Source organism: Providencia vermicola (assembly GCF_020381325.1).
GTDB classification, from domain to species: Bacteria; Pseudomonadota; Gammaproteobacteria; order Enterobacterales; family Enterobacteriaceae; genus Providencia; species Providencia vermicola.
Genome location: NZ_JAGSPI010000002.1, coordinates 252014 through 278689 on the forward strand (window position 1 = coordinate 252014; position 26676 = coordinate 278689).

Below are 26676 nucleotides of genomic sequence, written 5' to 3' on the forward strand. Positions count from 1 at the left end.
TGTCGTATTCCATTGTTAGGGAGAAGAAAACAGTTTCATGAAGCAAAGTTTGCAGCTCAGAGTCAGTCAACAACTTGCGATGACCCCTCAATTGCAACAGGCAATCCGTCTGCTGCAACTTTCTACACTTGAGCTTCAACAAGAAATCCAACTTGCGTTGGAAACTAACCCGCTTCTTGAGCAAGAAGAGTTAGGTTCTGAAACCGACTCGATTGATTCTCTCGATACCACAGACAGCAGTGAGCTCGATACTAAAGACGCTTTAGAAAACAATGATATGCCTGAAGAGCTTCCTCTTGATGCGGATTGGGACGAAATCTACACAGCAGGAACACCTTCAGGTACCAGCAACGATTACAGCTTCGATGAGCTCCCTGTTTACCAAGGTGAAACCACTCAAACACTGCAAGATTACCTGATATGGCAATCGGATCTCACGCCGTTTACGGATACTGACCGTGCGATTGCCACTGCAATTATTGATTCCATAGACGACTCTGGCTATCTCACAACAACAATCTCTGATATACATCAAGGAATTGATAATCCAGAAATTAGTTTAGAAGAAGTGATTGCGGTACTTAAACGCATCCAGCACTTTGACCCACTTGGTGTCGCTGCACAAGATTTAAAAGAGTGTTTATTAATTCAGCTTTCGCTCTACCCAAAAGAAACGGAAGGCCTACAAGAAGCAAAGTTAATCATTACCAACCATATTGATTTACTTGCTAACCGTGATTTTAGGCAGCTTGGCAAATTAACGCGTTTAAAGGAAGATGCTTTAAAAACGGCTATCGACTTGATTCTCGCATTAAATCCAAAGCCAGGGCAGTCTATCAATACAGGTGAATCGGAATATGTTATTCCTGATGTTTTAGTGAAAAAGATAGCTGGGCACTGGCAAGTTGAGTTAAATACAGATAGCATTCCTAAACTCAGTATTAACAATCATTATGCTTCAATGGCAAATAGTTCAGCTAGTGATGATGATACGCAATATATTCGCAGCCACCTGCAAGATGCAAAATGGTTGATTAAAAGCTTAGAAAGCCGCCATGAAACGTTATTGAAGGTGGCAACTTGCATTGTCGAACAGCAACAAGAATTCTTTGAGCTGGGAGAGGAACACATGAAACCTATGATACTGGCGGATATCGCCTATCAAGTGGACATGCATGAATCCACCATCTCGCGAGTGACAACTCAAAAGTTTCTCCACAGCCCACGAGGCATTTTTGAGTTGAAGTATTTTTTCTCCAGCCATGTAAGCACGGATACAGGCGGCGAAGCCTCCTCTACCGCGATTCGGGCCTTGGTGAAAAAACTGGTTGCTGCGGAAAACCCAGCTAAACCATTGAGTGACAGTAAATTGACGAGTATGCTGGCAGAGCAAGGTATTCAAGTTGCTCGTCGTACTGTTGCTAAGTATCGTGAATCGTTATCTATTCCGCCCTCAAACCAGCGTAAACAACTGGTTTAATTGATAAAATAAGGAAGGTTGTATGGAATTTCAGATTACTGGACACAATATTGAAGTTACTCCAGCACTGCGTGAAACTGTTGAGAAAAAACTCAGTAAATTAGAGCAACTGTTTGACCGTATTAACAGTATCCAAGTCGTCCTGAAAGTTGAAAAAGTTCAGCAAATTGCTGAAGCAACCGTGCAAGTCAATGGAGCGGAGCTCCATGCATCAGCGGAAGAAAATGACATGTATGCTGCTATCGATTTACTGGTAGACAAACTGTCGCGCCAATTAACCAAACATAAAGAAAAACTGAGACAACATTAATACATTGATGTGGCTGATTCGTTAGCCAATGAATGTTTCAAACCAGATGGTGGCATACATCATCTGGTTTTGTAGTCCTAAGTGAACAATAAAATGAATAGTGATATAGAAATCCAGTTAAACGATGTTTTATCATCAGCCTGTACACGTAATAATATTGTGTGCACCAGTAAAAAAAGAGCCCTAGAAATTATTAGTGAGCTGGCTGCCGTTGAATTGGAATTACCTGAAAATACGGTATTTGAAGCATTATTAACCAGAGAAAAAGTTGGTACAACGGGTATTGGCGGCGGGATTGCAATCCCTCATGGCAAGCTGGATGAAGGCGAAAGTTCCCGAGCTGTTGGTGTATTTTTGCATTTAGAAGAACCCATTGCCTTTGATGCGATTGATAATCAGCCTGTTGACCTGCTTTTTGCACTACTTGTGCCATCTGATCAATGTAAAACGCACTTACACACGCTCTCGCTTATCGCTAAGAAGCTGGCCGATAAAACATTCTGTAAGCGTCTGCGCAGCGCACAAAGTGATGATGAACTATATAGTATTATTACAGAGTAAGTGATAATTTATGTGTCTTGCTATAGCTTAATGATATTGTTATGGTTTCTATCATTAAAAATGTGCAAAGCACAGTTTATTAAGAAAAACATCATTAGGAAACGAAAGGGAGTAAGCTCATGGTGCTGATGATTGTCAGCGGCCGTTCCGGTTCGGGGAAATCCGTTGCCTTACGTGCGCTGGAAGATATGGGTTTCTATTGCGTGGATAACCTGCCAGTCGTATTACTGCCAGAGTTAGCTAATTCACTGGCTGATCGTAACATCTCAGCGGCAGTGAGTATCGATGTGCGTAATATGCCCGACAATCCAGAAGTGTTTGAAGAAGCGATTGATAAATTACCCGCTAGTTTCTCTCCACAACTCTTGTTTCTGGATGCCGATCGCAACACCCTGATCCGCCGCTACAGCGATACTCGCAGGTTACACCCACTTTCAAGTAAAAACCTGTCTCTTGAAAGCGCAATTGACGAAGAAAATGAGCTTCTAGAGCCACTTCGTTCACGGGCAGATTTAGTTATCGATACCTCTGAGATGTCTGTCCATGAACTAGCAGAAATGCTGAGAACGCGTTTAATGGGCAAACGTGAGCGTGAGCTAACGATGGTGTTTGAATCTTTCGGTTTCAAACACGGTATCCCTATTGATGCAGACTATGTTTTTGATGTGCGCTTTTTACCAAACCCACACTGGGATCCGAAACTGCGCCCAATGACCGGCCTTGATCGCCCTGTTGCTGCATTCTTGGATAGGCACACTGAAGTTCACAACTTTATCTACCAAACCCGTAGCTATTTAGAGTTATGGCTACCGATGTTAGAAACAAACAACCGTAGCTACTTAACCGTTGCGATTGGCTGTACGGGGGGGAAACACCGTTCTGTCTATGTTGCAGAACAGCTTGCTGACTATTTCCGCTCCCGTGGTAAAAACGTGCAATCGCGCCACAGGACTCTCGAAAAACGCAAGTAGCTGAAATGACTGTAAAAGCAACCATAACGCTAAAAAACCGCCTTGGAATGCATGCAAGACCGGCTATGTTACTTTATGATTTAGTTCAACAATTTAACTCTAAGGTTATTTTGCGGAATAATAGTCAAATTGAGGCAGAGGCGGATAGCGTTATCGCAATGTTGATGTTAGACTCGGAACAAGGCAGTAAAATTGATATTGAAGTGAGTGGTGCAGATGAAAATCAGGCATTATCCGCAATTGTTAACCTATTCGAGAGTGGGTTTGATGAAGAATAAGCCTATTTCTACCTAACAATAAAAATATCAATATGCGTATTTTTACAAAGGCAGGCTTGGAGATCGTGATCCTGATCTCTTCCCTTTAAAGCGCATAGCGCCTAATATTTTAAACAAATTTATTTATAGCAACACCCCCTACCTTCTGGGTGGGGGGTGTTTGCTTTGTACGTCTCTATTGGAGTGTGGTATGACAAAGCCAACAATTATTATCAATGATTTAGATGCTGAACGCTTAGATGCACTAATGGAACAGCCGGCTTACGCAGGCACCCCTGTTGCTGAAGCGCTCAATGATGAACTTGACCGTGCGGATATTCTTAGCCCACAAGAAATTCCTGCTGACGTGGTCACAATGAACAGTACGGTTCGCTTTTTAGACCTCATTAGTAATGAAGAGCGCACACGTACATTAGTTTACCCTGCCTCGCTAAAAGACAGTGCAGAACAGTTATCTGTTATGGCGCCTATCGGTGCTGCACTATTAGGTATGCACGTTGGCGACGAAATTAGCTGGGAGCTGCCAAACGGTGTGCAAACACGCGTTCGTGTTCTTGAAATTGTGTATCAGCCAGAAGCTGCTGGTGAATTTCACCGTTAATTTCGACTTGCTGAATTAAGGATGGCTTAGCGAAAAAAGTTTTCTTGAGAAACTCAGGCAAGTCCTCTGGCATATTCAGGCACTCAATGAGTGCCTTTTTTGTATCTAGTTGTCTTGATGGATAATACTAAGGTTTTTTCGTTATACGCAGTAACCTTTTGTGTTGCCACTGGCGAAAAAATTTGTCCAATAAAAAGAGTCTAATCGCCTTTATCGCTAATAACCCACCCCAAATAGACATCACCCAAATTGGCCAATCGCGCTGCGGAGTATAAAAAGAGTTAACGGCATACAATACGGCACACACAATAATCGCAATGATGATGTTCTTCAGTAATTTTGCTTCATCACTGACCCGCTTTTTCGCCTCTTCTATACGACTGTCCAACTCATAACTTTCGAGTAAGGGCTCAGAGGTTAGCTCTGATACACTCACATTAAAAACGGATGCGAGTGCACTCAGTGTTTCTAAACTTGGCACTTCATTATTTTCAATGCGTTGAATCGTTCTTGTACTTAGGGATGACAATTGAGCAAGCTGTTCTTGCGACCAAGCCCTTGCCAATCTGAGCTGTTTGACTTTGTTTTCCATCATAACCTACCTTAAAAATTAAATAGTCTTAGGGTATGACCATACTGTCAGTACAATACAATGACGACCACGACAGCATGCCGACAGAATGACGGCACCGCAATGACAGCGATAAAATTGATAAAAGTTTTGTTTATTTTATAGAATAAAAAACGCCCAATAACATATTTCGTATTGAGCGCATTCTTGGATTATAAAGCAAAATAATAATTCAAGCTCCTGTGGGGAGAGATAACCTAACCAACAACGTCACCATTCGAAATATGATTCACATTAAATACTCTAAATAGTTCGAAGGGTGACTAGGCGGCAAGAGAGGATATCCCGGGGAGCATACACAAGTATGTGACTCGGGTAGCTGAACGCAGCCAACAACGTCACCATTCGAAATATGATTCACCTTAAATACTCTAAATAGTTCGAAAGGTGACTAGGCGGCAAGAGAGGATATCCCGGGGAGCATACACAAGTATGTGACTCGGGTAGCTGAACGCAGCCAACAACGTCACCATTCGAAATATGACGAGTATTATTCCCCTGCAATACTCATTTCGGGGATCAACACAGAGCCACACTGAATATTACTGCGAGTTTCGATATCATCAGCAATAGTGACCATATTGGCCCACATATCTTTTAGATTACCTGCAATAGTGATTTCACTCACTGGGTATTGGATTTCGCCGTTTTCGACCCAAAAGCCTGATGCACCACGTGAGTAATCCCCTGTAATGCCGCTCACACCTTGCCCCATTAACTCAGTAACGACTAAACCTGTTCCCATTTGTTTGAGCAATGCATCAAAAGAAAGCCCTTGCCCAGCGATACGCCAGTTATGAATTCCCCCCGCATGGCCTGTACTCTGTAAACCCAGTTTGCGAGCAGAATAACTGGTCATTAGCCACGTTTGTAGAACGCCATCTTCCACGATATTACGCTCAGTTGTGCGTACACCTTCGCTATCGAAGGGTGAAGAGGCTAAACCACCAATTAAATGTGGCTGCTCATTAATGGTTAACCAGCTTGGTAAAATTTGTTTGCCAAGGCTGTCTAATAAAAAAGACGATTTACGGTAAATGCTGCTGCCGCTGATTGCCCCAACAAGGTGACCAAACAACCCTGTCGCCACTTCTGACGCAAAAATGACGGGGGCTTTCATCGTTGGCAGTTTTCTTGGGGATAGACGCGCTAACGTGCGGCGAGCGCATTCTTGACCCACCCACTCAGGGGATTTCAATGCATCCACACTGCGACCAATGGTGTAAGCGTAGTCACGCTCCATATCACCATTATGCTCTGCAATAACGCAGCTCGACATAGAATAACGGCTTGAACAATAGCTTTGCAGCATGCCATGGGAGTTCCCAAATACGCGCACACCGTAGTGACCGTTAAAACTACCACCCTCGGTATTCACAATACGCGAGTCCGCATTGAGCGCCGACATTTCAGCGATAGATGCTAAACGAATGGCTTCTTCAGGGGAGAGCGCTGTCGCTTGGAATAATTTAAGGTCAGGCGCTTCAAACGCCAGCAATGATTTTTCTGCTGGGCCCGCACAGGGGTCTTCAGAGGTATAATTTGCAATATCGATAGCGGCTTGAACGGTACGCTCGATGGCCTCAGGGCTTAAGTCTGTTGACGATGCGCTTCCTTTACGCTGTTGGTGATAAACAGTGATTCCAAGGGCGCCATCACTGTTAAATTCAACATTTTCAACTTCGCCTTGACGGGTACTAACGCTTATCCCTGTGCTTTTATTCACAGCCACTTCCGCGGCATCACAACGTGACTTTGCAAATTCTAATGCGTGCGCAACTGCATCTTCGAGTTTTTTACGTTGTTCTGTGACTTGTTCGGTTACACTCATGCATTCAATCCAATAATGTGGGGAAAATGTTTTTCTGCCCTAACATGCAAATGCTAGGTAGTCATAAAGGGGTTTTCCCAGTTACAATAGATAATAGTCAAATGTTAACACTCACAACGCAGTAAATCATATTAATTACATGTAATTTCACGACTGTGTTTGAAAAAAGGAAAATCGATATGGCCAAACAGCCTGATGACTGGCTGGATGACATCCCAGCGCCGCAAGACGAAGAAGACGAGGAGATCATTTGGGTCAGCAAAAGCGAAATTAAACGCGATGCTGAGATCCTCAAAAAACTGGGGGCTGAACTCGTTGATTTAAGTAAAAGCGAGCTTGAACGTATTCCATTGGACACTCAACTACTTGAGGCCATTGAGCTCGCTCAAAAAATTAAACGTGAAGGTCGCCGTCGACAATTACAGCTTATCGGTAAGTTATTACGTTCACGTGAAGTGGAACCGATTACCGAAGCCCTTGATAAACTGAAAAACCGCCATAACCAGCAAGTCGTTATTCTGCATAAATTGGAAGATTTACGCACCCGTTTGCTGGAAGGGGGTGATGATGTGATTGAAGAAGTGGTGACGCTGTTCCCAACAACGGACAGGCAACAACTGCGCGCCCTTGTGCGTAATGCGAAAAAAGAACGTGAAGGCAACAAACCGCCAAAAGCGTATCGTCAAATATTCCAATATTTGAAAGACCAATCTGAAATCGCCTAATCGTTTTCCCCTATGCCTATTTTGGGCTAGGGGCTGTTTATCTTTGCTGCTGATTTTTACCGCTAAAAAGGCCAAAAAACAATTAAGACAATGATAAATGTGTCAATCAAGATGACTGACTATTATCTACGTTAGCTATTGTGCTTAAACGCTGCCCTGCGGGTTCGATTAAAAATTGACCATCAAAGATAAACAGCCCCTAGGGGAAAATCCTAAAAAACACGCCTTCCATTGATAGCCCGCGTAAAGCCGCGTACTATTCGCCTGTTAGTCATACTCTGACCCGTATTATCGCGGCTGCTGAACCCCGATAAATCATGAGGAAGATATGGATAATACTCGAAATAGAGCATGGCGCAGAGCCCAAGCTCGTACCAATAAATCACGTGATCAACTGAACGCTCGCCTCGTCGACTGTTATGCGCCAGAAAAAAACTGGAAACAGATGTATGGGCGCAGTGAAAAAATGATCCGCGCAGCCCAACTTGGCATGGCCTACCCGCAAGTAAGCAGTGCCAAACTTGTGCGTAATAGCCTTGATGAGATCCAAGAAGATTAATGAATATTTTATTCATTTGCAGTAAAAATCAATGGCGTAGCCCAACCGCTGAACAGATCTGGCGCAATCATGCAAGCTGGGTCACCCGTTCAGCGGGAACCAGTCGCCACGCCAAACGCCCCGTTAATGCCGATTTAATCCGTTGGGCTGATGTCATTTTTGTGATGGAACAAAAACACAAAAACCGCCTTAAGGCTGATTTTTCGCGCCTACTTGAGCACAAGCCCCTCCATGTTCTGGATATTCCTGATGATTATCAGTATATGGATCCTGAACTGATAACCCTACTGGAAGATGCTGTGCCTCACATCCTTAACCAAACTGCTGTTTAATTGCCTCAAGCAAGGTAGGAAACGTCGTATAACCTTCCCTATCCAGAAAATGCCCTGCATTCTCTTCTATGATAACCTGTGTTTTTAATGCCTCCGCCAGCGCTTTTGATGACGATGGTGAGACAATTTCATCATTGGTCGATATGATTGAAATTCGCTTATCAGCCAGATCAGTTAATGTTGCATAGTCGAGTGGGCTCAAGGTATGACTACGCAGCTCAGGTAGCGTCTGTTGCTCTTCATCGAAGCCAGACACTAAGACATACCCCTTAACCGCTTGATTTTTATTTTGTAAAAAACGCAATGCGGTAACGCAGCCAAGGCTATGGCCAATCAATACAGACTCTTCGTCAATGTCAAAAGGAAGCTGTTGCAAACGCTGCTGCCATTTTACTGGATCGGGGGATAAAGAATCTGGCATGTCTGGCACATCAACTTTCGCACCAAGCGCTTCAAGCTGACTTTTTAGCCATGGGAACCAATTTTTTTCGGGGGATGCGGTATAGCCATGAATAATAACGAACTTTTGATTTATTAATGGCCGTAACGTCGAAGTGAAGCTGCTCATCTTAGAATTCCTATCAACTCAGTTATCTTGCTTAGACTTTACCATGAGTGATTGGAGAATCAGTTAGCACTTTTTGTTATATCTAACGCAAAAACAAATTCGTCTTCCCACATATCTTGTGCATCATTCATCACATCAATGACATCGGCAAATTCGATGCGTTGTTCTGCACTCATATGGCTAAAAATAATGGTTACGGGAAGCTCAATGCCTGCAGAAACCATGTCCCACAAAGCATCGAGGTTATGACCAAACCAATCTGGAAGCGAAAATTGCTGAGCAAATTGCTGATAAAAATCATTCAGTGTGTTTATCTGACGAAAATCAAAGCTCACCTGTTTGCTCATCGCGATGCTTCCTTTAATTGACTTGTTTAAAGCTCTTATAATGGTCGTGGGTAACAAAAATCATCCCATCTGAAGAGTATAGCAAACGATCGGCCCCGCGGTGCCCACAACGATAGTTGATATCCGCTTCAAACCATTGGCGATTATCTGCGATAGGCAATGATTTTTCACGATTCGAAAAACGATCCCCCCCAATTGCTCGCCCTGGTAAGACATCGCAAAGATTGCCTTTTTTGGCATCCCAACCCGCTTGTCTTGCCTCTTTTTTTGTTAGATAAAATGCAGGAAGTTTTTGGTATTTCTGCATATAACTAACGACATTCTGTTGCTCAGTCAGTTGGTCAATAGTTTTAGGAAGGGCATTTTCTCGGGCGATTGTTTGTTCTGAAGTCGCTGGCTTGTCTGATTGTGGTTTATCTTGAACATCACCGCTACGAAAGTATAGGCTCAGTACAATCAAAACAGCCATCAACACCAGTGATATGACTCTTTTATTCATTTATTACCTTTATGATGACAATAACGGCAACCCATACTGACGCAAAGGCTGCCGTTTAACACACTATAACGTGGAGTATCGCGAAATTATGCAGTACCACCCACCGTCATTTTGTCTAATTTCAAGGTTGGTTGACCGACACCCACTGGCACACTTTGGCCTTCTTTACCACAAACGCCGACACCTTTGTCTAGTGCGAGGTCATTACCCACCATGGAAATTTGCTGCATCGCCTCAACACCTGAGCCAATCAGTGTAGCCCCTTTCACTGGCGATGTGATTTTCCCATTTTCAATTAAGTAGGCTTCAGAGGTTGAAAACACAAATTTACCCGAGGTGATGTCAACCTGACCGCCGCCAAAATTCGGTGCGTAAATACCTTTGTCGACGCTAGCAATGATTTCTTCTGGTGTTGAAGAGCCTGCTAGCATGTAAGTATTCGTCATGCGCGGCATTGGCAGGTGCGCATAAGATTCACGACGTGCATTACCTGTTGGCGAAACGCCCATCAGGCGTGCATTCAGTTTATCTTGAATATAGTTACGTAAAATACCATTTTCTATTAGGACGTTATATTGCCCTGGTACCCCTTCATCATCGATAGCAAGAGAACCACGACGACCTGCAATCGTGCCATCATCCACCACAGTACACAGCGGAGAAGCCACTTGCTCCCCCATTTGCCCAGAAAATACAGATGTCCCGCGACGGTTAAAGTCACCTTCAAGGCCATGGCCAACCGCTTCGTGTAACAGCACGCCTGGCCAACCCGCTCCCAGTACCACAGGCATCATACCCGCAGGTGCTGCAATGGCAGATAAATTCACCAATGCCATACGTACCGCTTCACGGGCATATTGTTCTGCCACAATTTGGCCTTGATGTAATTCTAAGAAATATTCATAACCATAACGGCCACCGCCGCCACTGGCACCACGTTCACGCTTGCCATCATGTTCAACTAATACACTGACCGAAAGGCGCACTAATGGGCGAATATCTGCCGCCAGTGTGCCATCAGTTGCGGCAACCAGTACTTGCTCGTAAACACCTGTTAAACTCGCATTCACCTCGATAACACGCGGGTCTTCAGCACGGGCGACTTGGTCGACACGGTGCAATAAATCAATTTTTTGTTCGCGCGACAGGCTCTGTAACGGATCGACTACGGAGTACAGTTTTTTGTATTCAACATTGCTTAAAACGCGTGATTTACCCGAGCCTTGTTCGTTCACAATGCTTCGTGCTGCGGTAGCGCTTTGCATCAGCGCTTGCAGTGAGATTTGGTCAGCATAAGCAAACCCTGTTTTTTCCCCGCTTACCGCTCTTACACCAACACCTTGGTCAATATTGTAAGAGCCATCTTTGATGATCCTATCTTCAAGTACCCAAGACTCATGAAAACTTGACTGAAAAAACAGATCCGCATAATCCAGATGGCGCTCAGATAATACCCCTAAAATGTCATACAGATTTTCTTGCCCAAGGCGGTTGGCGGCCAGCAAATGTTCGCTGACAGAAGCTAAACTCATATTCGTTACTCTTTAGTTGCGTCTTTTTTAATCAGAGAGGTCAGTTGCGGTCTGAAGCGGTTATGTTTAACGACTCGAATTTGCTCACGCATGACACTCAAACTGTCTGTTTTAATATTCAATACCGTCGATGCCACTGCATCCACGTTCTTTTTCATCACTTTACCCCAACCATCAACGGCAAGGCTATGGCCCCACGTGCGGCGGGTTCCATGAACACCCACTTGAGCAGGTGCCAAAATATAACATTGGTTTTCAATCGCACGAGCACGCAATAATGGCTCCCAGTGCGCTTGACCGGTATAACGGGTAAATGCGGCTGGAACAGAAATAATTTCCGCACCTTGTTCTCGCAGCGCTTGGAACAAGCCAGGAAAACGTAGATCATAACAAATCGTCATCCCTAACCGACCCACCGGGGTATCCACCACAGTGATATGTTCTCCGCGTTGATAAATCACAGACTCATTATAGTTCCCTTGCTCATCTTCAATATTCACATCAAACATGTGAATTTTATCGTAGCGAGCTTTAATATTGCCTTCAGAATCAAATAATAAGCTGCTGCTTGTAATACGTTCGGGATCTTCACGGCTGATCATCGGCATAGACCCAACGAGGATCCACACATTATACCGTTTTGCCATGGCGCTGATGGCGTCTTGTAGCGGGCCTTTTCCTTGAACCTCAGCTTGTTTACGGTAAGTCGCCGCGTCCGCAAAGAGCAATGCATTTTCAGGTGTCAAAACTAACTGAACAGTCTCTGGCAACTGTTTGATTTGCTGCTCGATCTGCGCCAAATTGTGCTTAGTATTATTTCCGCTACATAACTGCAAAAGTGCAACGTTACCATTTTTCATTACTCTTGAGTCTCCTTTAGTTGACGTAATACTTCATCAATTTTTGGCTCGTCCAAGCTACCTGTTACACGATAACGGATAACAGAAACTTTGCTCCATAATGGACCGAGCACTTTCGTCGCCGCGAATACCGCAGCGCCTGCAAATGGGTTGACCACAAATGCGGTTGCTACCCCTACTGTAGCAGAAATTTCAGGTGTAATGACCGCTTCTAAGTTAATTTGGCGTTTAACAAGGTCAACCTCACCATTTAAAGCAATATCCGCGACCAAACCATCCACAACTGTGTTTTTTGATGTCATTACGCCATTGTGAAGGGTTGCATCCCCTTTAATCGAGTCAAAGTCGAAATCGTTGTTAAACGTATCGCGAAAATCGAACTGTAACTTCCGTAATAAGGCGTCGAAGCTGACTAAGCGCAGGATCTGCCCTGCACGCCCACCGCCCATCTTCGCTATTGCCCCTTTACCCAGTTTTGCCGAGAGCTTGCCGTTTAATGAGGCAACGTCTGGTGACCACGGCAAATTGCCCCAGTCTAAATTAAATTCAATCGTATAAGGGGACTCAATAATTGGCACTAACATACCGAAATAAGCCGCCGTTTCATCGAAAGCTTCCCCAGTTAAGGAGCCCGCCACTTCGGTTTTATTGCCATCACCGCTGCGCCAAATAGCATCCAATTTTAGCTGCATTGCACTATTGTTTAGCACACCATCAGTGAGTTGCAACGCATTACCTTGTGGAATGATATTCGCGCTAAACTCACCCAGTTTTTGCCCCACTAGCCAGCACTCTTTACAAACCACATTCAGTTGGGGCCAGTGGCTAAAATCAAAGCGCTCGGAACCCGTTGTACTTTCTGCGGTTGAACTTGGGTTGTAATACAGGTAATCAATCTCGACTTTCCAAGGTTGTTTGGCATAAATTTCCAGCGAACCTTTTAGATTTTCACTATCTACGCTAACAACTTGGTCATCCCGTTGTAAATCATACGAAAAGTTTAAATCTTTCCAATACTGCCCACCAAGGTAAATAGAAGCCAGTTTGACCTCCAGTACTTCAGGAAGGCGAATATTCACGCCACCTTGACGGCTATTTGATGAAACTAACAACCCAGCGAGTTTGTCCCAGTCCATGGCCTTAATAGGGGGAAGAGAGACAACAATCGCCGTATTTTTCGGTAATTCAGGTGTTTGGTTTTGCCATGGGGCAATGTGGGCTTTGAGTAGCCTTAACGGCTTATCACTCAAGTTCCATACTGTATTAAAACCAAGACGTTTGCCAATATCACCACCAATGGTCAGTTGCTCAGTATCGCCTTTTGCTTGAACATTAATTTGCCCTAATTCTGCCAGTAACTGACTATTTAGCGCAGGTAATTGGCTTTGTAGCTGCTTCAAGCCTGCAGTGACATCAATTTGCAAACTCACTTTTTCTTTTGCCGAGTCAGGTAAATTTATCGTGACATGACCTTTCCAATCACTGGTACCAGACACTTTCTGTTTAATTTCTTCAGGGATCATCGCCAATTTATTCAGCGCCCAATTCCCCGCGATGTTCACATCAACCTGATAATCTTTCGAGCCCGTCAACGTTGTAAAATCAACAGAGATAGGTTGCCCAAACCACTGCCCCTGTAGCTTATCACCAACCAAGTCGCCATTATTAAAGCTGAAACTGCCTGTTAATGACGAAATAGTGCTATCAATAGGCTGAATGAATAAATCATTTTTATTAAGGTTAACTTTCCCTTTTGCGACAACATCTTTCCCCGCACTTAATGGGATAGACAAACTGAGCTGTCCATTCACGATGCCACCAATTTGTAACTCTTCCAAGGTATCACCTATGGAATGTTTCATCGGTGTGTGCACAAAATATTGCTGAATTTGCGTTCCTGTGCCGCTAATATCCGCATCGATATACAGCATCTCGTCGGTGTAATCACGGATAACCGCATCAAGGTTGGTTGCGGTTGCCTCTGCCAGTTTGACCGTTGGCGCATGCATATACAGACCTGCACGGCGAAAATCTAAATCCATGTCCAAGTTGAGTAACGCTGGCCATTCGCTGTCATACTCGAAAGTGGCATCTCTTAGCGGCACATACACTTGGAATTGACCATCATTGTGGTCATATGGGAAATTGGCAGGGTCGCCTTTATACACCAATGTGGCGTTGTCGACCTTTCCTGCAATAATCGCTTTTGTCAGGTAGTCAGCAACATCTTGCCCCATTAATTTTTGAGGGAAATAGCGCCATGCATCTCCTGCATCATCCAGTCGAATACCCGATAGAATCGCTAAATCGGCATAATTGCCTTTTTTAGCTTTGGCATAACGAAATTCGCCGTTTGCCCACAGCGATGTGGCTTGTACATCTAAGGCAGGGCTCCAAAGCTTAAATTCACTGTCGTTATCGACCCAATACAGCTGTCCTTTTGCAGTGGAAATAGTAAAAGGCGCTTTAAATTCATCACGGTAATCGACTTCGCTGTCTTGCAGGTTGAAAGAGAGCCCACCACTTTGCATTCCCCCTATCAATACACCAGAGAAATGATCCACAGAAGGAAGCGCCTTCCACTTTTTCCAGCTAACATCCTGCCAATCTAAGCTAACTTGCAAAGATTCGGGCCTATTTTGCGTCGCATCCAGCGCAAATTCGCTCACGATCCCAGTTGGTTGCCGATGTTGCCAATCTTGTACCATGTCTGGTGTGAGAAATGAAAACGTTGGTAAGACTTCACTTAGACGCTCAAGCTCAATATTCTTTGCTCGAACACGCCAATGGTCGTTATCTTGATATTTTTTCGATGCAGGTAAATACAGCACCGACACACTACCTTGTGGCCAAATGAACTCATTGGTTTTTAATGTATCAAGCTCAGGAATATTAAATAACCAACCATCTCCCTGCCTTTTCATTCGTAGCAGTAAATCATTCACTTGCAAATTCTGAGCTAACTCTCCCGTCCCCCAGTTAGCCTCCCCTTGACGTAGTTGAATCAAGCCACTTTCAATACGGTTATCTTTTAAACTGATCCAAGAAGATAGGCTAAAGTTCGCATCACGTAATGATGTGTTATCTCGTAACCAGCGACTTAACCAAGGCTGCATATCAATATTGTCGGCTTGAAGATAAAAAATGCCATCACTCAATGCACCATTTTTATCTGATACATCCAGTTTAACTTGCAGATACCCATGCTGTTTATTAATGGTTTCAAGGCTGACAAAACCTTGAGCGCGGTGACGTTCATTTTCATTCAGCCAAGAAAGTTCTGGCAGAATTAACGTGGTTTTTTGCTCTGAAGGCGTTAAAAAGGTCAGTTGACTGTCTTTTAACGTAAAATGGTCAAATTGACGTAAAAATAGCTCTTCAACGCCATCTAATGACTCACCTTCAGGGGAGCCTTCAAATGAAAAGGGAATTTTGTAATCGACATTGAGTTGGTAGAAAGTCAGGTCGCGAAAGCGCCAACGCAGGGAAAAAAGTGAGTTCCAAATATCCAGTTCAATGTGAATTTGCTTGGCGCTTACATCCGTTGTTTCATTTTGCAACGTGATATCAGATAACGTAAGAATAGGGCCAAAATAACGCCATGCCCCTTCAATTTTACCTATTTGCACCGAAACATCGGCCTTTTTTTCGATATAAGCAATAAGGTCGGGGCGATAACTATCAATATTTGGTAAAAGGAAACGCAGCCCTGTCAGCACCAGCGCGCACAGCAATAAAATAACCGCAGTGGTCACCAGTACTACACGTGGCAGTCGTTTCACTTACTTCTCCTTTAAGCAAACAGGCTACATCATCACAACATCAAAGCGTTCTTGGCTGTATAACGGCTCAGTCTGAACTTTCACTTGCTTCCCAACGAAGATTTCCACTTCAGCTAGTGCGTGTGATTCATCCCCTTTAAGAACATCCACCACCGCTTGTGATGCATAGACTAAGAAGCGATCAGCATCGATCGTGCGGTGAACTCTCACAATTTCACGTAAGATTTCATAACATACCGTTTCCACTGATTTCACCGTACCACGGCCTTGGCAAGTTGGACAATCATCACACAATACGTGTTCAAGGCTTTCTCTTGTCCGCTTACGGGTCATTTCCACTAAGCCAAGTTGCGAGAAACCGTTGATCGTCGTTTTAACTTTATCTTTGCTTAACGCTTGTTCCAGTGATGCTAAGACACGACGGCGGTGCTCAGCATCGGTCATATCAATAAAGTCGATGATGATAATCCCGCCTAAATTGCGTAAGCGTAACTGACGTGCAATCGCTTGAGTCGCTTCAATATTGGTATTGAAAATGGTTTCTTCGAGATTACGATGGCCAACAAATGCCCCCGTATTGATGTCGATGGTGGTCATGGCTTCAGTTTGATCGATGATCAGGTAACCACCTGATTTCAATTCAACTTTTCTGTCCATCGCCCGTTGAATTTCATTTTCAACATCAAATAAATCGAAAATCGGCTGATTACCTTGGTATAACTCCAGCTTTGCCGTCATTTCTGGCACATACTCTTCGATAAATTCTTGTAATTGAGTATAGGTCAAACGGGAGTCAACGCGAATTCTATCGAGATGAGCGCCTGCAAAATCACGGATAATCCGAAAAGCGAGCGCTAATTCACCGTAAATCTTAGTGCGAGTCACATTACGTTTTTTCCGTTCAATAACTTTTGCCCAAAGACGTTTTAAGAAAGCAGCATCTTGCTTGACTTCATCTTCCCCCACACCTTCCGCTGCGGTACGAATAATAAAGCCACCATTTTCATCACAATATTGGGCAACACATTGCTTTAAGCGTTCTCTTTCTTCTTCACTTTCAATGCGTTGAGAAACCCCCACGTGGGAAGCTCCTGGCATGAAAACTAAATAGCGTGAAGGCAGAGTAATGTCTGTCGTCAACCTCGCGCCTTTGGTTCCTAACGGGTCTTTTACCACTTGTACAATCAAGTCTTGACCCTGTTTAACCAGCTCGGCAATATCCCTGACATGAAAGTTTTTTTGCTCATCACCCGCAATGCATTCGGTGTGCGGCATGATATCGGATGCATGCAAAAAGGCGGCTTTATCCAGACCAATATCAACAAAGGCCGCCTGCATTCCAGGTAGAACGCGGCTCACGCGGCCTTTGTAAATATTCCCTACAAGTCCTCTTTTTGCTTCTCGTTCAACATGTATTTCTTGTAAAATCCCACCGTCAATATAAGCTACGCGCGTTTCAGATGGTGTAATGTTCACTAGTAGTTCCGCTGTCATGACTTCCCCTTACCATCACCTAACGCTAAAAATCGTTGAATTAATTCATTTGTTTCGACCAAAGGTAAACCCACTACGCCGTGGTAACTGCCATTAATTTTACGAATAAAACGACCACCAAGGCCTTGGATAGCATAGGCACCCGCTTTGTCCATAGGCTCACCTGACTGTATATAATCCTGTATTTCAAGTAAAGATAACCCGCTGAATGTCACATCTGTCACAATCAACTCATGTAATGTTTGTTGGCGATCGGAAAGTGCTATCGCTGTCATCACTTGGTGAGTTTTACCGGATAGCGCGCTGAGCATCTCTTGAGCGTGCTGGTTATCTCTTGGTTTTTCAAGGATTTTTCCATCGAGAACTACAATCGTATCAGCCCCTAAGACAGGCTTATCTTCTGGTGCCATGGCAACACCCGCTAAGGATTTATCACGCGCTAGTCGCTGCACATAACCTTCTGGCGTCTCACCCTGTTGCCACTGTTCTTCTACCTCAGGACGTAAAATTTCAAAAGAATAGTCAAGATATTGCACCAATTCGCGTCGACGAGGTGAACCCGATGCCAAATAGATTAAATTCATAAAAAATATTTCCCGTCAGATACGACAGTTAAAATCCTTAACACACTGAAAACTGTCGACGAATTTTTCGTAAAAGCAAAAATAACCATGGCCACAGGATACCATTGACGAGACTATTCCAGAATACTTGCGGATGGAATAATACCTGAGATGATAAAAATTCAGCCCAAAATACCGCCAGATCTTGAATAATAGTCAACAACATAATTACGAGCGCTTGTTGCCATAGCGCCATATTGCGTAATAATTGATGTTTATAAGCGACGAGATAACAAATAATACTGAAGGAAAGCGCATGAACGCCCAGAGCAGAGCCTTGAATGGAGTCAACAACAATACCCAAAATAAAGCTAGTGCCAACACTAACCCGGTGTGGTAATGCCATCACCCAATACGCTAAAATCAATAGCAACCATGATGGCCGATAAAAACTAAGCTGTTCTGGCCAAGGCATGACTTGCAAAATCAGTGCAATAATAAAGGATAGCCAGATAATGGCACGCCCATTACCACGGTATTCATCCATTTAATTCATTCCTCCTACCCATAACCATAATAATATTTCCTTTACCTATGGTTGCGGTGCCATTGATGGTGGCAATGGTGGCCCTTGAATTTCACTTGGATTCGGTAAAACTTGCGGGAGCACTTTCATTAAGCGTTCATTTGCTGCACGGTACACTTCTGATGGCTGTAACGGCGTTTTCGGGTCACTATCATTACCCCATAAAAGCAAAAGATAACGTAAACGTTGTAGCTCAGCGCTTGGTCTGGCGCTAATGATGGTATATGCACGTTGTGTATCATGTTTCACCGCAGAGACTACACCAACGGGGTAACCTTCAGGAAAACGCCCACCTAGGCCAGAAGTCACGAGCACGTCTCCCACACGAATATCCGTATTTTCAGGTAATGGCTCAAGCTGTAAATCATCCGCACACCCTGAACCCGCGGCAATGACACGCACATCATTGCGCAGAACCTGTACTGGAAGAGCATGTGTGGTATCGCAGATTAATAATACGCGGCTATTAAAGTTGCTCACTCCCACCACTTGGCCGACAACGCCTTTATCACTAATAACGGGCTGCCCTTCATAAACACCTTCATTACTGCCTTTATCAATCACCACTTGATCACGATAAGGCGTGTTCGCACCTGAAATAACTTGCGTCACCATCATGTGTTCATCTTGGCGTAATGGCGAACCGAGAAGCTCCCTTAAGCGCGCATTTTCCTGCTTAAGTTGTTCCAGTAATAGGTTATCGGCTTTTTTCAGTAGCAGCTCTTGGCGCAATGCTTTGTTTTCAAATTGCAGCTGTTCTCGTGAAGAGAAACTTTCTGAGATATTGTCTAGGAACTGACGTGGGCCATTAGCTAAAAAATAGAATGGGCTGACCGCCGTGTCTAAGTAGTTACGGACTTTATTGAAGGGCTCGAATCGATGGTCAATCACCACCAGCACAAGTGCAATAATTACCGCAAAAAAAATGCGTAACTGTAGGGATGGACCTCGCCTAAAAATGGGCTTCATGTGTGGCTAAGTTTCGCTAATGTCAGAGGATCAAAAATAGTCAAAGCAGCTAGGCACCAACCTAACTGCTTATAGTTGGCCATTTAGTCTTCGCTAAACAGGTCACCACCGTGCATATCAATCATTTCTAACGCTTTACCACCACCACGGGCGACACAGGTTAGAGGATCTTCTGCAACGATAACTGGAATACCAGTCTCTTCCATTAATAAGCGATCTAAATTACGAAGAAGTGCACCACCACCCGTTAAGACCATGCCGCGCTCTGAAATATCAGACGCTAATTCAGGTGGACACTGTTCCAGTGCAAGCATAACCGCGCTAACAATCCCCGTTAACGGCTCTTGTAATGCTTCTAAGATTTCATTGGAATTCATTTTGAAACCACGTGGAACCCCTTCAGCAAGGTTACGACCACGCACTTCAATTTCAAACACTTCATCAGTTGGGAATGCAGAGCCAATACCGTGTTTAATACGCTCAGCCGTTGCTTCACCAATCAGTGAACCATAATTACGACGAACATAGTTAATAATGGATTCATCAAAACGGTCACCACCGATACGAACAGAGGATGAATACACCACACCATTTAGTGAGATAACAGCGACTTCCGTAGTACCACCACCGATATCAACCACCATTGAACCTGTTGCTTCAGATACAGGAAGACCCGCACCGATAGCCGCAGCCATAGGCTCTTCAATTAAGAAGACTTCACGCGCACCAGCACTTAAGGCAGATTCGCGAATGGCTTTACGTTCAACTTGAGTTGCACCGACAGGTACACAGACCAACACACGAGGGCTTGGACGCAAAAAGCTGTTGCTATGAACTTGTTTAATGAAGTGTTGTAACATTTTTTCAGTCAAGAAAAAGTCAGCAATAACGCCGTCTTTCATTGGTCTGATTGCAGAAATATTACCTGGTGTACGTCCCAGCATCTGTTTGGCTTCACCACCGACTGCGGCCACACTTTTCGGCGAACCTGCACGGTCTTGACGGATAGCGACTACAGAGGGTTCATTTAATTTTACGCCCTGTCCTTTGACATAAATGAGGGTATTGGCCGTACCCAAGTCAATAGACAAGTCATTAGAAAACATGCCACGAAATTTTTTAAACATAACGAAAGAGTTATCCTGCAAGCTGGGGACGAATATAAACCCGTCTACTCTACCAACCACTTGAAGCGGCCTCAAGACGTTAATGAGCTGCTTCTATAAATATGGTCAATTCATCTATTTTTCACGTACCGTACTGTACATGCTTCTTATCGAAACGAAGCAGATAAAAACCTCAAAAATAGATATTAATTTCACTTTTCCCATCGCTAGATAGAATTACGTAAAAATAACCTCTACTCTTTGGCTGTTATATACTCCATTGTTTGTATTCCCAGTGTGACAAGTAATTGTGACTACAAGTTCAAATAATATTTATATCTTTTTATTATTGCTACGCACCGGTTATTTTCACTACAAATCAGATGAATTTCACGAGTGTTCGCTCTATTATCTACCAAAAATGAGGCAAATTTGTATTAGTACGCAAAATGAATTAGTCGCGATGCGTTATTTTGCATGATAAAAGCCTATTTATGCCAGAAAAAAATAAATTTTTACAAAATAATTACATTATTAATAGCTTAAGAACCGTTATTACGTCAATGAAATACCCTTAAATTTTCGGCATTTTAAATGACATATTTAATCATTTCACTAGGAGTGAACGATGAAAGCTCTCGTCCTAAACAAATCCGATGAAAAAATCACCGCTAATATCCAATCTCTGACAACAGAAATGCTACCTGCCGGGGACATTATAGTCGATATTCACTGGTCCACACTAAATTATAAAGATGCGCTCGCTATTAATGGTAAAGCGGGTGTAGTAAGACAATACCCGATGGTGCCTGGCATCGATTTTTCTGGCGTCATTCACCACAGTGAAGACCCTCGTTTTCAAGTTGGGCAGCATGTTTTATTGACAGGTTGGGGTGTTGGTGAAACCCATTGGGGGGGCTTGGCCTCACAAGCCCGTGTCCCTGCGAATTATTTAACCCCTCTTCCCCAGCAGCTCTCTTTAAAACAGGCGATGATTATTGGCACAGCCGGTTTTACCGCTATGCTGTGTGTTCAGGCTCTAGAAGATGCAGGCATTACACCAGATAAAGGCGAAATCGTTGTCAGCGGGGCAAGCGGTGGTGTCGGCAGCACCGCGGTTCAATTGTTATCTTTATTAGGCTATGACGTGGTCGCCATTTCTGGACGTGAAGAAAATAACGCTTATTTGCAGACGTTAGGCGCAAAACGCGTTTTACCGCGCAGTGATTTTACACATCCTGCAAAACCACTCGATAAACAGCTTTGGGCAGGGGCTATCGATACCGTTGGTGGTGAATTGCTGGCTAATTTGCTGGCACAAACCCATTATAATGGTGCCATTGCCGCTTGCGGCTTGGCTGGTGGTTTTAACTTACCGACCAGTGTGATGCCATTCATTTTACGTAATGTACGCCTACAAGGGGTCGATTCTGTCTATTTCCCTGCGGCAAAACGCGCGAAAGTCTGGGAACGCCTTGCACAGTTGCTGCCAGCTGCTTTCTATGAGCAAGTATGCTCTGAAATCAAATTGGAAGATGCGGCAGAATATGCAAAAAAACTCTTAAAAAATGAAGTGACTGGACGTACTCTAGTCAATCTTTGCGAAAAATAACCGAATACGTGCGGCTCTCTTGCAAAAATACGGATTACCGCACATTTCACAAAATAAATTCGGGTAATTTCTCTGATAAGACCAGTATTTTGCTGCTATATGCCACGAAATAATTATAATAGCGTCCTTTGTCGGTAGAAATTCCATTTATTTTTATGATAAAAGATGACAAACGCTCAACATCGCGTTATGTTGTCGGACTATTGATATATCGTCGGAGTTAGCAGCATAATGGCAGAAGATATTCACATTTTACTCTTGAACGGGCCAAACCTAAACCTGCTAGGTACACGGGAGCCAGACAAATATGGCAACCAGACTCTTGCTGATATCGTCGCAAAATTGGACGTTGAAGCAGGCCAATTAGGTGTAAAATTGAGTCATTTTCAATCAAATGCAGAGCATGAACTGATCGATAGAATTCATGCAGCACGCCATGATGTTGATTTTATACTCATCAATCCGGCTGCATTCACACATACTAGCGTAGCTCTACGTGATGCGTTACTGGCGGTGTGTCTCCCGTTTATCGAGATCCACCTGTCTAATGTGCATGCGAGAGAACCATTTCGCCAACATTCTTATTTCTCCGACCAAGCTGTCGGTGTAATTTGTGGTCTAGGTGCTGATGGCTACCGTTTTGCTTTACAGGCAGCGGTTAACCGCCTGCGCCTAATTAATTCAATCCAAATATAAGAGTACGGAATCATATCCATGGATATTCGTAAAATTAAAAAGTTGATCGAGCTGGTCGAAGAGTCTGGCATTTCTGAACTGGAAATTTCTGAAGGTGAAGAGTCAGTACGTATCAGCCGTGTCGCTCCTGCTTCTCAAGTTATGGCTGCACCTCAACAATTTTACTCAGCACCTGTTGCACAACAACCTGCGCTGGCAAATGCTGTTGCACCATCTGAAGCAATGGCAACACCAGCTGCTCCTGCAACCGTTGCAGGGCACCAAGTTCGCTCACCAATGGTAGGAACGTTCTACCGTGCGCCAAGCCCAGAAGCGAAAGCATTCGTTGAAATTGGCCAAACTGTGAGTGTTGGTGACCCACTTTGCATCGTTGAAGCGATGAAAATGATGAACCAAATCGAAGCAGACAAAGCAGGCGTTGTTAAAGCTATTCTGTTGCAAAACGGTGATGCAGTAGAATTTGACGAGCCATTAGTTGTCATCGAATAACGAGGCGTCTCCATGCTGGAAAAAATTGTCATCGCAAACCGCGGGGAAATCGCACTACGTATTTTGCGTGCCTGTAAAGAATTAGGCATCAAAGCTGTAGCGGTTCACTCCACGGCTGATAGCGATCTAAAACACGTGTTGCTGGCTGATGAAACTATCTGTATTGGCCCAGCAGCCTCTGCAAAAAGCTACTTAAATATCCCTGCGATTATCTCTGCAGCAGAAATTTCAGGTGCACAAGCGATTCACCCAGGATATGGTTTCCTGGCTGAAAACGCTGATTTTGCAGAACAAGTTGAAAATTCAGGCTTTATTTTTATCGGCCCAAAAGCTGAAACCATCCGCCTAATGGGTGACAAGGTTTCTGCGATTAACGCGATGAAAAAAGCAGGTGTTCCGTGCGTGCCAGGTTCTGATGGCCCGTTAGGTAATGACACCGAAAAAAATAAAACCATCGCAAAACGCATCGGTTTCCCAGTGATCATCAAAGCATCTGGTGGTGGTGGTGGTCGTGGTATGCGTGTGGTTCGCAACGAAAAAGATTTGGAATCTTCCATCAATCTGACGCGTGCTGAAGCGAAAGCCGCTTTCAATAACGATATGGTTTACATGGAGAAATACCTTGAAAACCCACGTCATATTGAAATTCAAGTTATGGCTGATGGCCAAGGCAACGCGGTTTATTTAGCAGAACGTGACTGTTCAATGCAACGTCGCCACCAAAAAGTGGTTGAAGAAGCACCTGCACCAGGGATCACCCCTGAAATTCGCCGTAGCATCGGTGAACGCTGTGCAAATGCCTGTATTGAAATCGGTTACCGTGGTGCAGGTACCTTTGAATTCCTGTTCGAAAACGGTGAATTCTACTTTATCGAAATGAATACTCGTATTCAGGTTGAGCATCCAGTGACTGAAATGATCACCGGTGTTGACTTAATCAAAGAGCAATTACGTATTGCTTCGGGTTTACCATTATCAGTGAAACAGGAAGATATTGTGGTTCACGGTCATGCGGTTGAGTGTCGTATCAACGCAGAAGATCCAAAAACCTTTATTCCTAGCCCAGGTAAAATCACACGCTTCCACTCTCCAGGTGGCTTCGGTGTACGTTGGGAATCTCATATCTACGCAGGCTATACAGTACCTCCGTACTATGACTCAATGATTGGTAAGCTGATCACCTATGGTGAAACCCGTGAAATTGCTATTTCTCGTATGAAAAATGCATTGAATGAGTTAATCGTTGATGGCATCAAAACCAACATCGAACTGCACCAAATGATCATGAACGATGAAAACTTCCAAAAAGGTGGAACTAACATCCACTATTTAGAGAAAAAACTGGGCATTTCTGAGTAATTTTGAAATTGTCTGTTTGACTCATCGTCAATTAATGCCGCAAAGCCCTGCTTAGCGGCTTTTTTTTGCGTTAAATACCTTTTCTCGCACTTTTATTCTGCCTTTTCTTACACTCTACCTGCGGATTATCGTACAATCCCTGATTATTTTTCTGTGAGTGAGGAGGAATAACGGATGGATAAACGTTTTCTTCAATCCAATAAGGAAGCGCGTTGGTCTCTCTATTTGACTATCGCATACATGATAGGCTGGATAATTAGTGCCTATTTACCCGACAATACGCGTGGCATCACTGGCCTACCGTTATGGTTTGAGTGGTCATGCCTTATTGTCCCCGTCATTTTTATTTTGCTCTGCATTATGATGGTCAAAATCATTTTTAAAGATATTCCTCTGGAGGAGAAGGATGCAGATTGAAGTTCTTCTACCTTTAATTGGTTATCTAGCGCTGGTTTTCCTGTTATCCGTCTACGCCTATAGAAAACGGACGAAAGGGGAATTCCTCAATGAGTACTTTTTAGGTAACCGTTCCATGGGCGGCTTTGTCCTAGCCATGACCATTACAGCAACCTATATTAGCGCGAGCTCATTTATTGGTGGGCCTGGTGCAGCGTATAAATATGGCCTAGGCTGGGTGCTCCTTGCTATGATCCAACTCCCTGCTATTTGGTTATCTCTCGGAGTATTAGGGAAAAAATTCGCTATCTTGGCGCGTCGCTATAATGCCGTGACTCTAAACGATATGCTGTACGCTCGCTACCAAAGTCGATTCTTAGTGTGGTTCGCCAGTGTTAGCCTGTTGATTGCCTTCTTTGGGGCAATGACTGTACAGTTTATTGGCGGGGCAAGGCTACTCGAAACCGCCGCAGGTATTCCTTACACATATGGGTTAATTATCTTCGGTGTCTCCATCGCGCTATATACCGCGATTGGCGGGTTTAGGGCGAGTGTGTTAAACGATGCCTTACAAGGGCTCGTCATGCTGCTTGGCACGGTGATTTTACTCGTTGCCATTATTTATCACGCAGGTGGTTTACCCGCAGCGGTTGAAAAAATGCAAGCCATTGACCCGAAACTGGTCTCCCCTGAAGGCGCTGACGACATCCTAAGTGGGCCATTCTTAGCCTCGTTCTGGATTTTGGTCTGTTTTGGCGTGATTGGTTTACCGCATACGGCAGTACGTTGTATTTCCTACAAAGACAGCAAAGCGGTTCACCGAGGGATTATTTTAGGCACCATCGTGATGGCAGTATTGATGTTTGGAATGCATTTCGCAGGCGCATTAGGCCGAGCAATCTTACCCGACCTAACCATCCCTGACCAAGTTATCCCAACCTTGATGGTACAAGTACTACCGCCTTTTGCCGCTGGCATTTTCTTGGCGGCACCTATGGCAGCAATTATGTCCACCATTAATGCTCAGTTACTGCAATCTTCAGCAACCATCGTCAAAGATATCTACCTGAATGCAGCGCCTGAACAAATAAAAAATGAGAAGAAACTCGCACGGATCTCCAGCTTTTCTACCCTGATTTTGGGCGCATTACTCCTCATTGCTGCGTGGAACCCACCACAAATGATTATTTGGCTAAACCTGTTAGCCTTCGGTGGGTTAGAAGCCGTTTTCTTATGGCCACTAGTACTGGGACTGTATTGGGAGAAAGCCAACGGAACGGGCGCGGTTAGTGGCATGGTTGTCGGAGGAGTAAGCTATGCAATCTTAGCAAGCTTCAAAATCGAAATCATGGATTTCCACGCCATCGTACCATCACTGATTTTTAGCCTAATTGCGTTTCTTGTCGGTAATCTTTTTGGCAAAAATCCAGTACAATTGGCGACAAATTAATTTAGAGACCTGTTTTTAACATTGTCTCGTCATATGACATTCATGCTCTAAATAGTGTGGGCTATCTGCACCAATTACGCGATAGCCCA

The 26676-nt window shown here is 44.0% G+C and carries 28 protein-coding genes; 15 read left to right on the forward strand and 13 right to left on the reverse strand.

Annotation, left to right across the window (positions count from 1 at the left end):
* The first annotated feature begins 37 nt into the window (after positions 1-37).
* The 6 genes from rpoN to rnk all read left to right on the forward strand — a co-directional run bounded on the left by rpoN (position 38) and on the right by rnk (position 4201).
* A complete protein-coding gene (rpoN, locus tag KDJ85_RS03735; protein ID WP_225818525.1) occupies positions 38-1480 on the forward strand; it encodes an RNA polymerase factor sigma-54 in 1443 nt (480 codons plus the stop codon).
* Between the two features lie 22 nt (positions 1481-1502).
* A complete protein-coding gene (gene hpf, locus KDJ85_RS03740; RefSeq protein WP_206083548.1) occupies positions 1503-1790 on the forward strand; it encodes a ribosome hibernation promoting factor in 288 nt (95 codons plus the stop codon).
* Positions 1791-1883: 93 nt separating this feature from the next.
* On the forward strand, positions 1884-2351 hold the full coding sequence (ptsN, locus tag KDJ85_RS03745; RefSeq protein ID WP_225818526.1) for a PTS IIA-like nitrogen regulatory protein PtsN: 468 nt from the start codon (positions 1884-1886) through the stop codon (positions 2349-2351).
* Between the two features lie 119 nt (positions 2352-2470).
* A complete protein-coding gene (gene rapZ / locus KDJ85_RS03750; protein WP_206083546.1) occupies positions 2471-3322 on the forward strand; it encodes an RNase adapter RapZ in 852 nt (283 codons plus the stop codon).
* A 5-nt stretch (positions 3323-3327) separates the two neighbouring features.
* On the forward strand, positions 3328-3600 hold the full coding sequence (gene npr / locus KDJ85_RS03755) for a PTS phosphocarrier protein NPr (RefSeq protein WP_206083545.1): 273 nt from the start codon (positions 3328-3330) through the stop codon (positions 3598-3600).
* Between the two features lie 190 nt (positions 3601-3790).
* Positions 3791-4201, forward strand: coding sequence for a nucleoside diphosphate kinase regulator (gene rnk, locus KDJ85_RS03760; RefSeq protein ID WP_225818527.1), 411 nt, complete (start codon positions 3791-3793; stop codon positions 4199-4201).
* Between the two features lie 127 nt (positions 4202-4328).
* Here the strand turns inward: rnk and KDJ85_RS03765 are convergent, their stop codons facing one another.
* Together KDJ85_RS03765 and pmbA are read right to left on the reverse strand one after the other, a co-directional pair.
* Complete coding sequence (locus KDJ85_RS03765) at positions 4329-4796, reverse strand: helix-turn-helix domain-containing protein (RefSeq protein WP_225818528.1); 468 nt, start codon at positions 4794-4796, stop codon at positions 4329-4331.
* 526 nt (positions 4797-5322) lie between these two features.
* The gene (gene pmbA, locus KDJ85_RS03770; RefSeq protein WP_206083542.1) at positions 5323-6663 is read right to left on the reverse strand and encodes a metalloprotease PmbA; all 1341 of its coding nucleotides are present in this window, start codon (positions 6661-6663) and stop codon (positions 5323-5325) included.
* Positions 6664-6842: 179 nt separating this feature from the next.
* Between pmbA and yjgA the strand changes: the two genes are divergently transcribed.
* The 3 genes from yjgA (at position 6843) to KDJ85_RS03785 (ending at position 8279) form a co-directional block, all read left to right on the forward strand.
* On the forward strand, positions 6843-7388 hold the full coding sequence (gene yjgA / locus KDJ85_RS03775; RefSeq protein ID WP_206083541.1) for a ribosome biogenesis factor YjgA: 546 nt from the start codon (positions 6843-6845) through the stop codon (positions 7386-7388).
* 328 nt (positions 7389-7716) lie between these two features.
* Positions 7717-7947, forward strand: a complete 231-nt coding sequence (locus KDJ85_RS03780; protein ID WP_206083540.1) for a hypothetical protein — start codon at positions 7717-7719, stop codon at positions 7945-7947.
* Positions 7947-8279: a low molecular weight protein tyrosine phosphatase family protein gene (locus KDJ85_RS03785; RefSeq protein ID WP_225818529.1), complete on the forward strand. Its 333-nt coding sequence runs from the start codon at positions 7947-7949 to the stop codon at positions 8277-8279. Before KDJ85_RS03780 ends, KDJ85_RS03785 begins: the two co-directional genes overlap by 1 nt.
* On the opposite strand, the gene KDJ85_RS03790 is transcribed toward KDJ85_RS03785, so the two are convergent.
* The 11 genes from KDJ85_RS03790 to KDJ85_RS03840 form a co-directional block, all read right to left on the reverse strand.
* The gene (locus KDJ85_RS03790; RefSeq protein WP_225818530.1) at positions 8260-8847 is read right to left on the reverse strand and encodes an RBBP9/YdeN family alpha/beta hydrolase; all 588 of its coding nucleotides are present in this window, start codon (positions 8845-8847) and stop codon (positions 8260-8262) included. The two genes, KDJ85_RS03785 and KDJ85_RS03790, sit on opposite strands and share 20 nt — an antisense overlap.
* Before the next feature lie 59 nt (positions 8848-8906).
* Positions 8907-9194, reverse strand: coding sequence for a barstar family protein (locus tag KDJ85_RS03795; RefSeq protein WP_225818531.1), 288 nt, complete (start codon positions 9192-9194; stop codon positions 8907-8909).
* A 13-nt stretch (positions 9195-9207) separates the two neighbouring features.
* Positions 9208-9693, reverse strand: a complete 486-nt coding sequence (locus KDJ85_RS03800) for a ribonuclease domain-containing protein (RefSeq protein WP_225818532.1) — start codon at positions 9691-9693, stop codon at positions 9208-9210.
* Between the two features lie 86 nt (positions 9694-9779).
* Positions 9780-11225: a metalloprotease TldD gene (tldD, locus tag KDJ85_RS03805; protein WP_225818533.1), complete on the reverse strand. Its 1446-nt coding sequence runs from the start codon at positions 11223-11225 to the stop codon at positions 9780-9782.
* Positions 11226-11230: 5 nt separating this feature from the next.
* Positions 11231-12085, reverse strand: coding sequence for a deaminated glutathione amidase (gene nit1 / locus KDJ85_RS03810; RefSeq protein ID WP_225818534.1), 855 nt, complete (start codon positions 12083-12085; stop codon positions 11231-11233).
* The gene (gene yhdP, locus KDJ85_RS03815; RefSeq protein WP_225818535.1) at positions 12085-15867 is read right to left on the reverse strand and encodes an AsmA2 domain-containing protein YhdP; all 3783 of its coding nucleotides are present in this window, start codon (positions 15865-15867) and stop codon (positions 12085-12087) included. Before yhdP ends, nit1 begins: the two co-directional genes overlap by 1 nt.
* A gap of 24 nt (positions 15868-15891) precedes the next feature.
* The gene (gene rng, locus KDJ85_RS03820) at positions 15892-17361 is read right to left on the reverse strand and encodes a ribonuclease G (protein WP_219244589.1); all 1470 of its coding nucleotides are present in this window, start codon (positions 17359-17361) and stop codon (positions 15892-15894) included.
* On the reverse strand, positions 17358-17945 hold the full coding sequence (locus KDJ85_RS03825; RefSeq protein WP_225818536.1) for a Maf family protein: 588 nt from the start codon (positions 17943-17945) through the stop codon (positions 17358-17360). Before KDJ85_RS03825 ends, rng begins: the two co-directional genes overlap by 4 nt.
* Positions 17946-17982: 37 nt before the next feature.
* Positions 17983-18471, reverse strand: a complete 489-nt coding sequence (gene mreD / locus KDJ85_RS03830; protein WP_225818537.1) for a rod shape-determining protein MreD — start codon at positions 18469-18471, stop codon at positions 17983-17985.
* A 45-nt stretch (positions 18472-18516) separates the two neighbouring features.
* Complete coding sequence (gene mreC / locus KDJ85_RS03835) at positions 18517-19479, reverse strand: rod shape-determining protein MreC (protein ID WP_206083530.1); 963 nt, start codon at positions 19477-19479, stop codon at positions 18517-18519.
* A gap of 83 nt (positions 19480-19562) precedes the next feature.
* On the reverse strand, positions 19563-20606 hold the full coding sequence (locus KDJ85_RS03840) for a rod shape-determining protein (protein ID WP_047756254.1): 1044 nt from the start codon (positions 20604-20606) through the stop codon (positions 19563-19565).
* Between the two features lie 607 nt (positions 20607-21213).
* Here KDJ85_RS03840 and acuI point away from each other — a divergent pair.
* The 6 genes from acuI (at position 21214) to panF (ending at position 26587) form a co-directional block, all read left to right on the forward strand.
* Positions 21214-22197, forward strand: a complete 984-nt coding sequence (gene acuI, locus KDJ85_RS03845; RefSeq protein WP_225818538.1) for an acrylyl-CoA reductase (NADPH) — start codon at positions 21214-21216, stop codon at positions 22195-22197.
* 231 nt (positions 22198-22428) lie between these two features.
* Positions 22429-22893, forward strand: a complete 465-nt coding sequence (aroQ, locus tag KDJ85_RS03850; protein ID WP_225818539.1) for a type II 3-dehydroquinate dehydratase — start codon at positions 22429-22431, stop codon at positions 22891-22893.
* An 18-nt stretch (positions 22894-22911) separates the two neighbouring features.
* Positions 22912-23382, forward strand: a complete 471-nt coding sequence (gene accB, locus KDJ85_RS03855) for an acetyl-CoA carboxylase biotin carboxyl carrier protein (RefSeq protein ID WP_206083527.1) — start codon at positions 22912-22914, stop codon at positions 23380-23382.
* Positions 23383-23394: 12 nt separating this feature from the next.
* The gene (accC, locus tag KDJ85_RS03860; protein WP_206083526.1) at positions 23395-24741 is read left to right on the forward strand and encodes an acetyl-CoA carboxylase biotin carboxylase subunit; all 1347 of its coding nucleotides are present in this window, start codon (positions 23395-23397) and stop codon (positions 24739-24741) included.
* Between the two features lie 174 nt (positions 24742-24915).
* Positions 24916-25158 carry a YhdT family protein gene (locus tag KDJ85_RS03865; protein WP_225818540.1) on the forward strand — a complete coding sequence of 81 codons (243 nt, stop codon included), beginning with the start codon at positions 24916-24918 and terminating at the stop codon, positions 25156-25158.
* Positions 25148-26587 (forward strand): sodium/pantothenate symporter, encoded by a 1440-nt coding sequence (panF, locus tag KDJ85_RS03870; RefSeq protein WP_225818541.1) that lies wholly within the window; start codon positions 25148-25150, stop codon positions 26585-26587. The genes KDJ85_RS03865 and panF overlap by 11 nt, the downstream gene beginning before the upstream one ends.
* The last annotated feature ends 89 nt before the right edge of the window (positions 26588-26676 follow it).

Coding starts and splice junctions, on each gene's coding strand:
- nit1 (WP_225818534.1), bottom strand. CDS start 12,085: ATGAAAAATGGTAACGTTGCACTTTTGCAGTTATGTAGCGGAAATAAT.
- KDJ85_RS03825 (WP_225818536.1), bottom strand. CDS start 17,945: ATGAATTTAATCTATTTGGCATCGGGTTCACCTCGTCGACGCGAATTG.
- acuI (WP_225818538.1), top strand. CDS start 21,214: ATGAAAGCTCTCGTCCTAAACAAATCCGATGAAAAAATCACCGCTAAT.
- mreC (WP_206083530.1), bottom strand. CDS start 19,479: ATGAAGCCCATTTTTAGGCGAGGTCCATCCCTACAGTTACGCATTTTT.
- KDJ85_RS03840 (WP_047756254.1), bottom strand. CDS start 20,606: ATGTTTAAAAAATTTCGTGGCATGTTTTCTAATGACTTGTCTATTGAC.
- KDJ85_RS03790 (WP_225818530.1), bottom strand. CDS start 8,847: ATGAGCAGCTTCACTTCGACGTTACGGCCATTAATAAATCAAAAGTTC.
- KDJ85_RS03865 (WP_225818540.1), top strand. CDS start 24,916: ATGGATAAACGTTTTCTTCAATCCAATAAGGAAGCGCGTTGGTCTCTC.
- ptsN (WP_225818526.1), top strand. CDS start 1,884: ATGAATAGTGATATAGAAATCCAGTTAAACGATGTTTTATCATCAGCC.
- accB (WP_206083527.1), top strand. CDS start 22,912: ATGGATATTCGTAAAATTAAAAAGTTGATCGAGCTGGTCGAAGAGTCT.
- KDJ85_RS03785 (WP_225818529.1), top strand. CDS start 7,947: ATGAATATTTTATTCATTTGCAGTAAAAATCAATGGCGTAGCCCAACC.
- yjgA (WP_206083541.1), top strand. CDS start 6,843: ATGGCCAAACAGCCTGATGACTGGCTGGATGACATCCCAGCGCCGCAA.
- KDJ85_RS03800 (WP_225818532.1), bottom strand. CDS start 9,693: ATGAATAAAAGAGTCATATCACTGGTGTTGATGGCTGTTTTGATTGTA.
- hpf (WP_206083548.1), top strand. CDS start 1,503: ATGGAATTTCAGATTACTGGACACAATATTGAAGTTACTCCAGCACTG.
- accC (WP_206083526.1), top strand. CDS start 23,395: ATGCTGGAAAAAATTGTCATCGCAAACCGCGGGGAAATCGCACTACGT.
- rng (WP_219244589.1), bottom strand. CDS start 17,361: ATGACAGCGGAACTACTAGTGAACATTACACCATCTGAAACGCGCGTA.
- pmbA (WP_206083542.1), bottom strand. CDS start 6,663: ATGAGTGTAACCGAACAAGTCACAGAACAACGTAAAAAACTCGAAGAT.
- tldD (WP_225818533.1), bottom strand. CDS start 11,225: ATGAGTTTAGCTTCTGTCAGCGAACATTTGCTGGCCGCCAACCGCCTT.
- rpoN (WP_225818525.1), top strand. CDS start 38: ATGAAGCAAAGTTTGCAGCTCAGAGTCAGTCAACAACTTGCGATGACC.
- rnk (WP_225818527.1), top strand. CDS start 3,791: ATGACAAAGCCAACAATTATTATCAATGATTTAGATGCTGAACGCTTA.
- npr (WP_206083545.1), top strand. CDS start 3,328: ATGACTGTAAAAGCAACCATAACGCTAAAAAACCGCCTTGGAATGCAT.
- panF (WP_225818541.1), top strand. CDS start 25,148: ATGCAGATTGAAGTTCTTCTACCTTTAATTGGTTATCTAGCGCTGGTT.
- KDJ85_RS03765 (WP_225818528.1), bottom strand. CDS start 4,796: ATGATGGAAAACAAAGTCAAACAGCTCAGATTGGCAAGGGCTTGGTCG.
- KDJ85_RS03795 (WP_225818531.1), bottom strand. CDS start 9,194: ATGAGCAAACAGGTGAGCTTTGATTTTCGTCAGATAAACACACTGAAT.
- KDJ85_RS03780 (WP_206083540.1), top strand. CDS start 7,717: ATGGATAATACTCGAAATAGAGCATGGCGCAGAGCCCAAGCTCGTACC.
- mreD (WP_225818537.1), bottom strand. CDS start 18,471: ATGGATGAATACCGTGGTAATGGGCGTGCCATTATCTGGCTATCCTTT.
- aroQ (WP_225818539.1), top strand. CDS start 22,429: ATGGCAGAAGATATTCACATTTTACTCTTGAACGGGCCAAACCTAAAC.
- rapZ (WP_206083546.1), top strand. CDS start 2,471: ATGGTGCTGATGATTGTCAGCGGCCGTTCCGGTTCGGGGAAATCCGTT.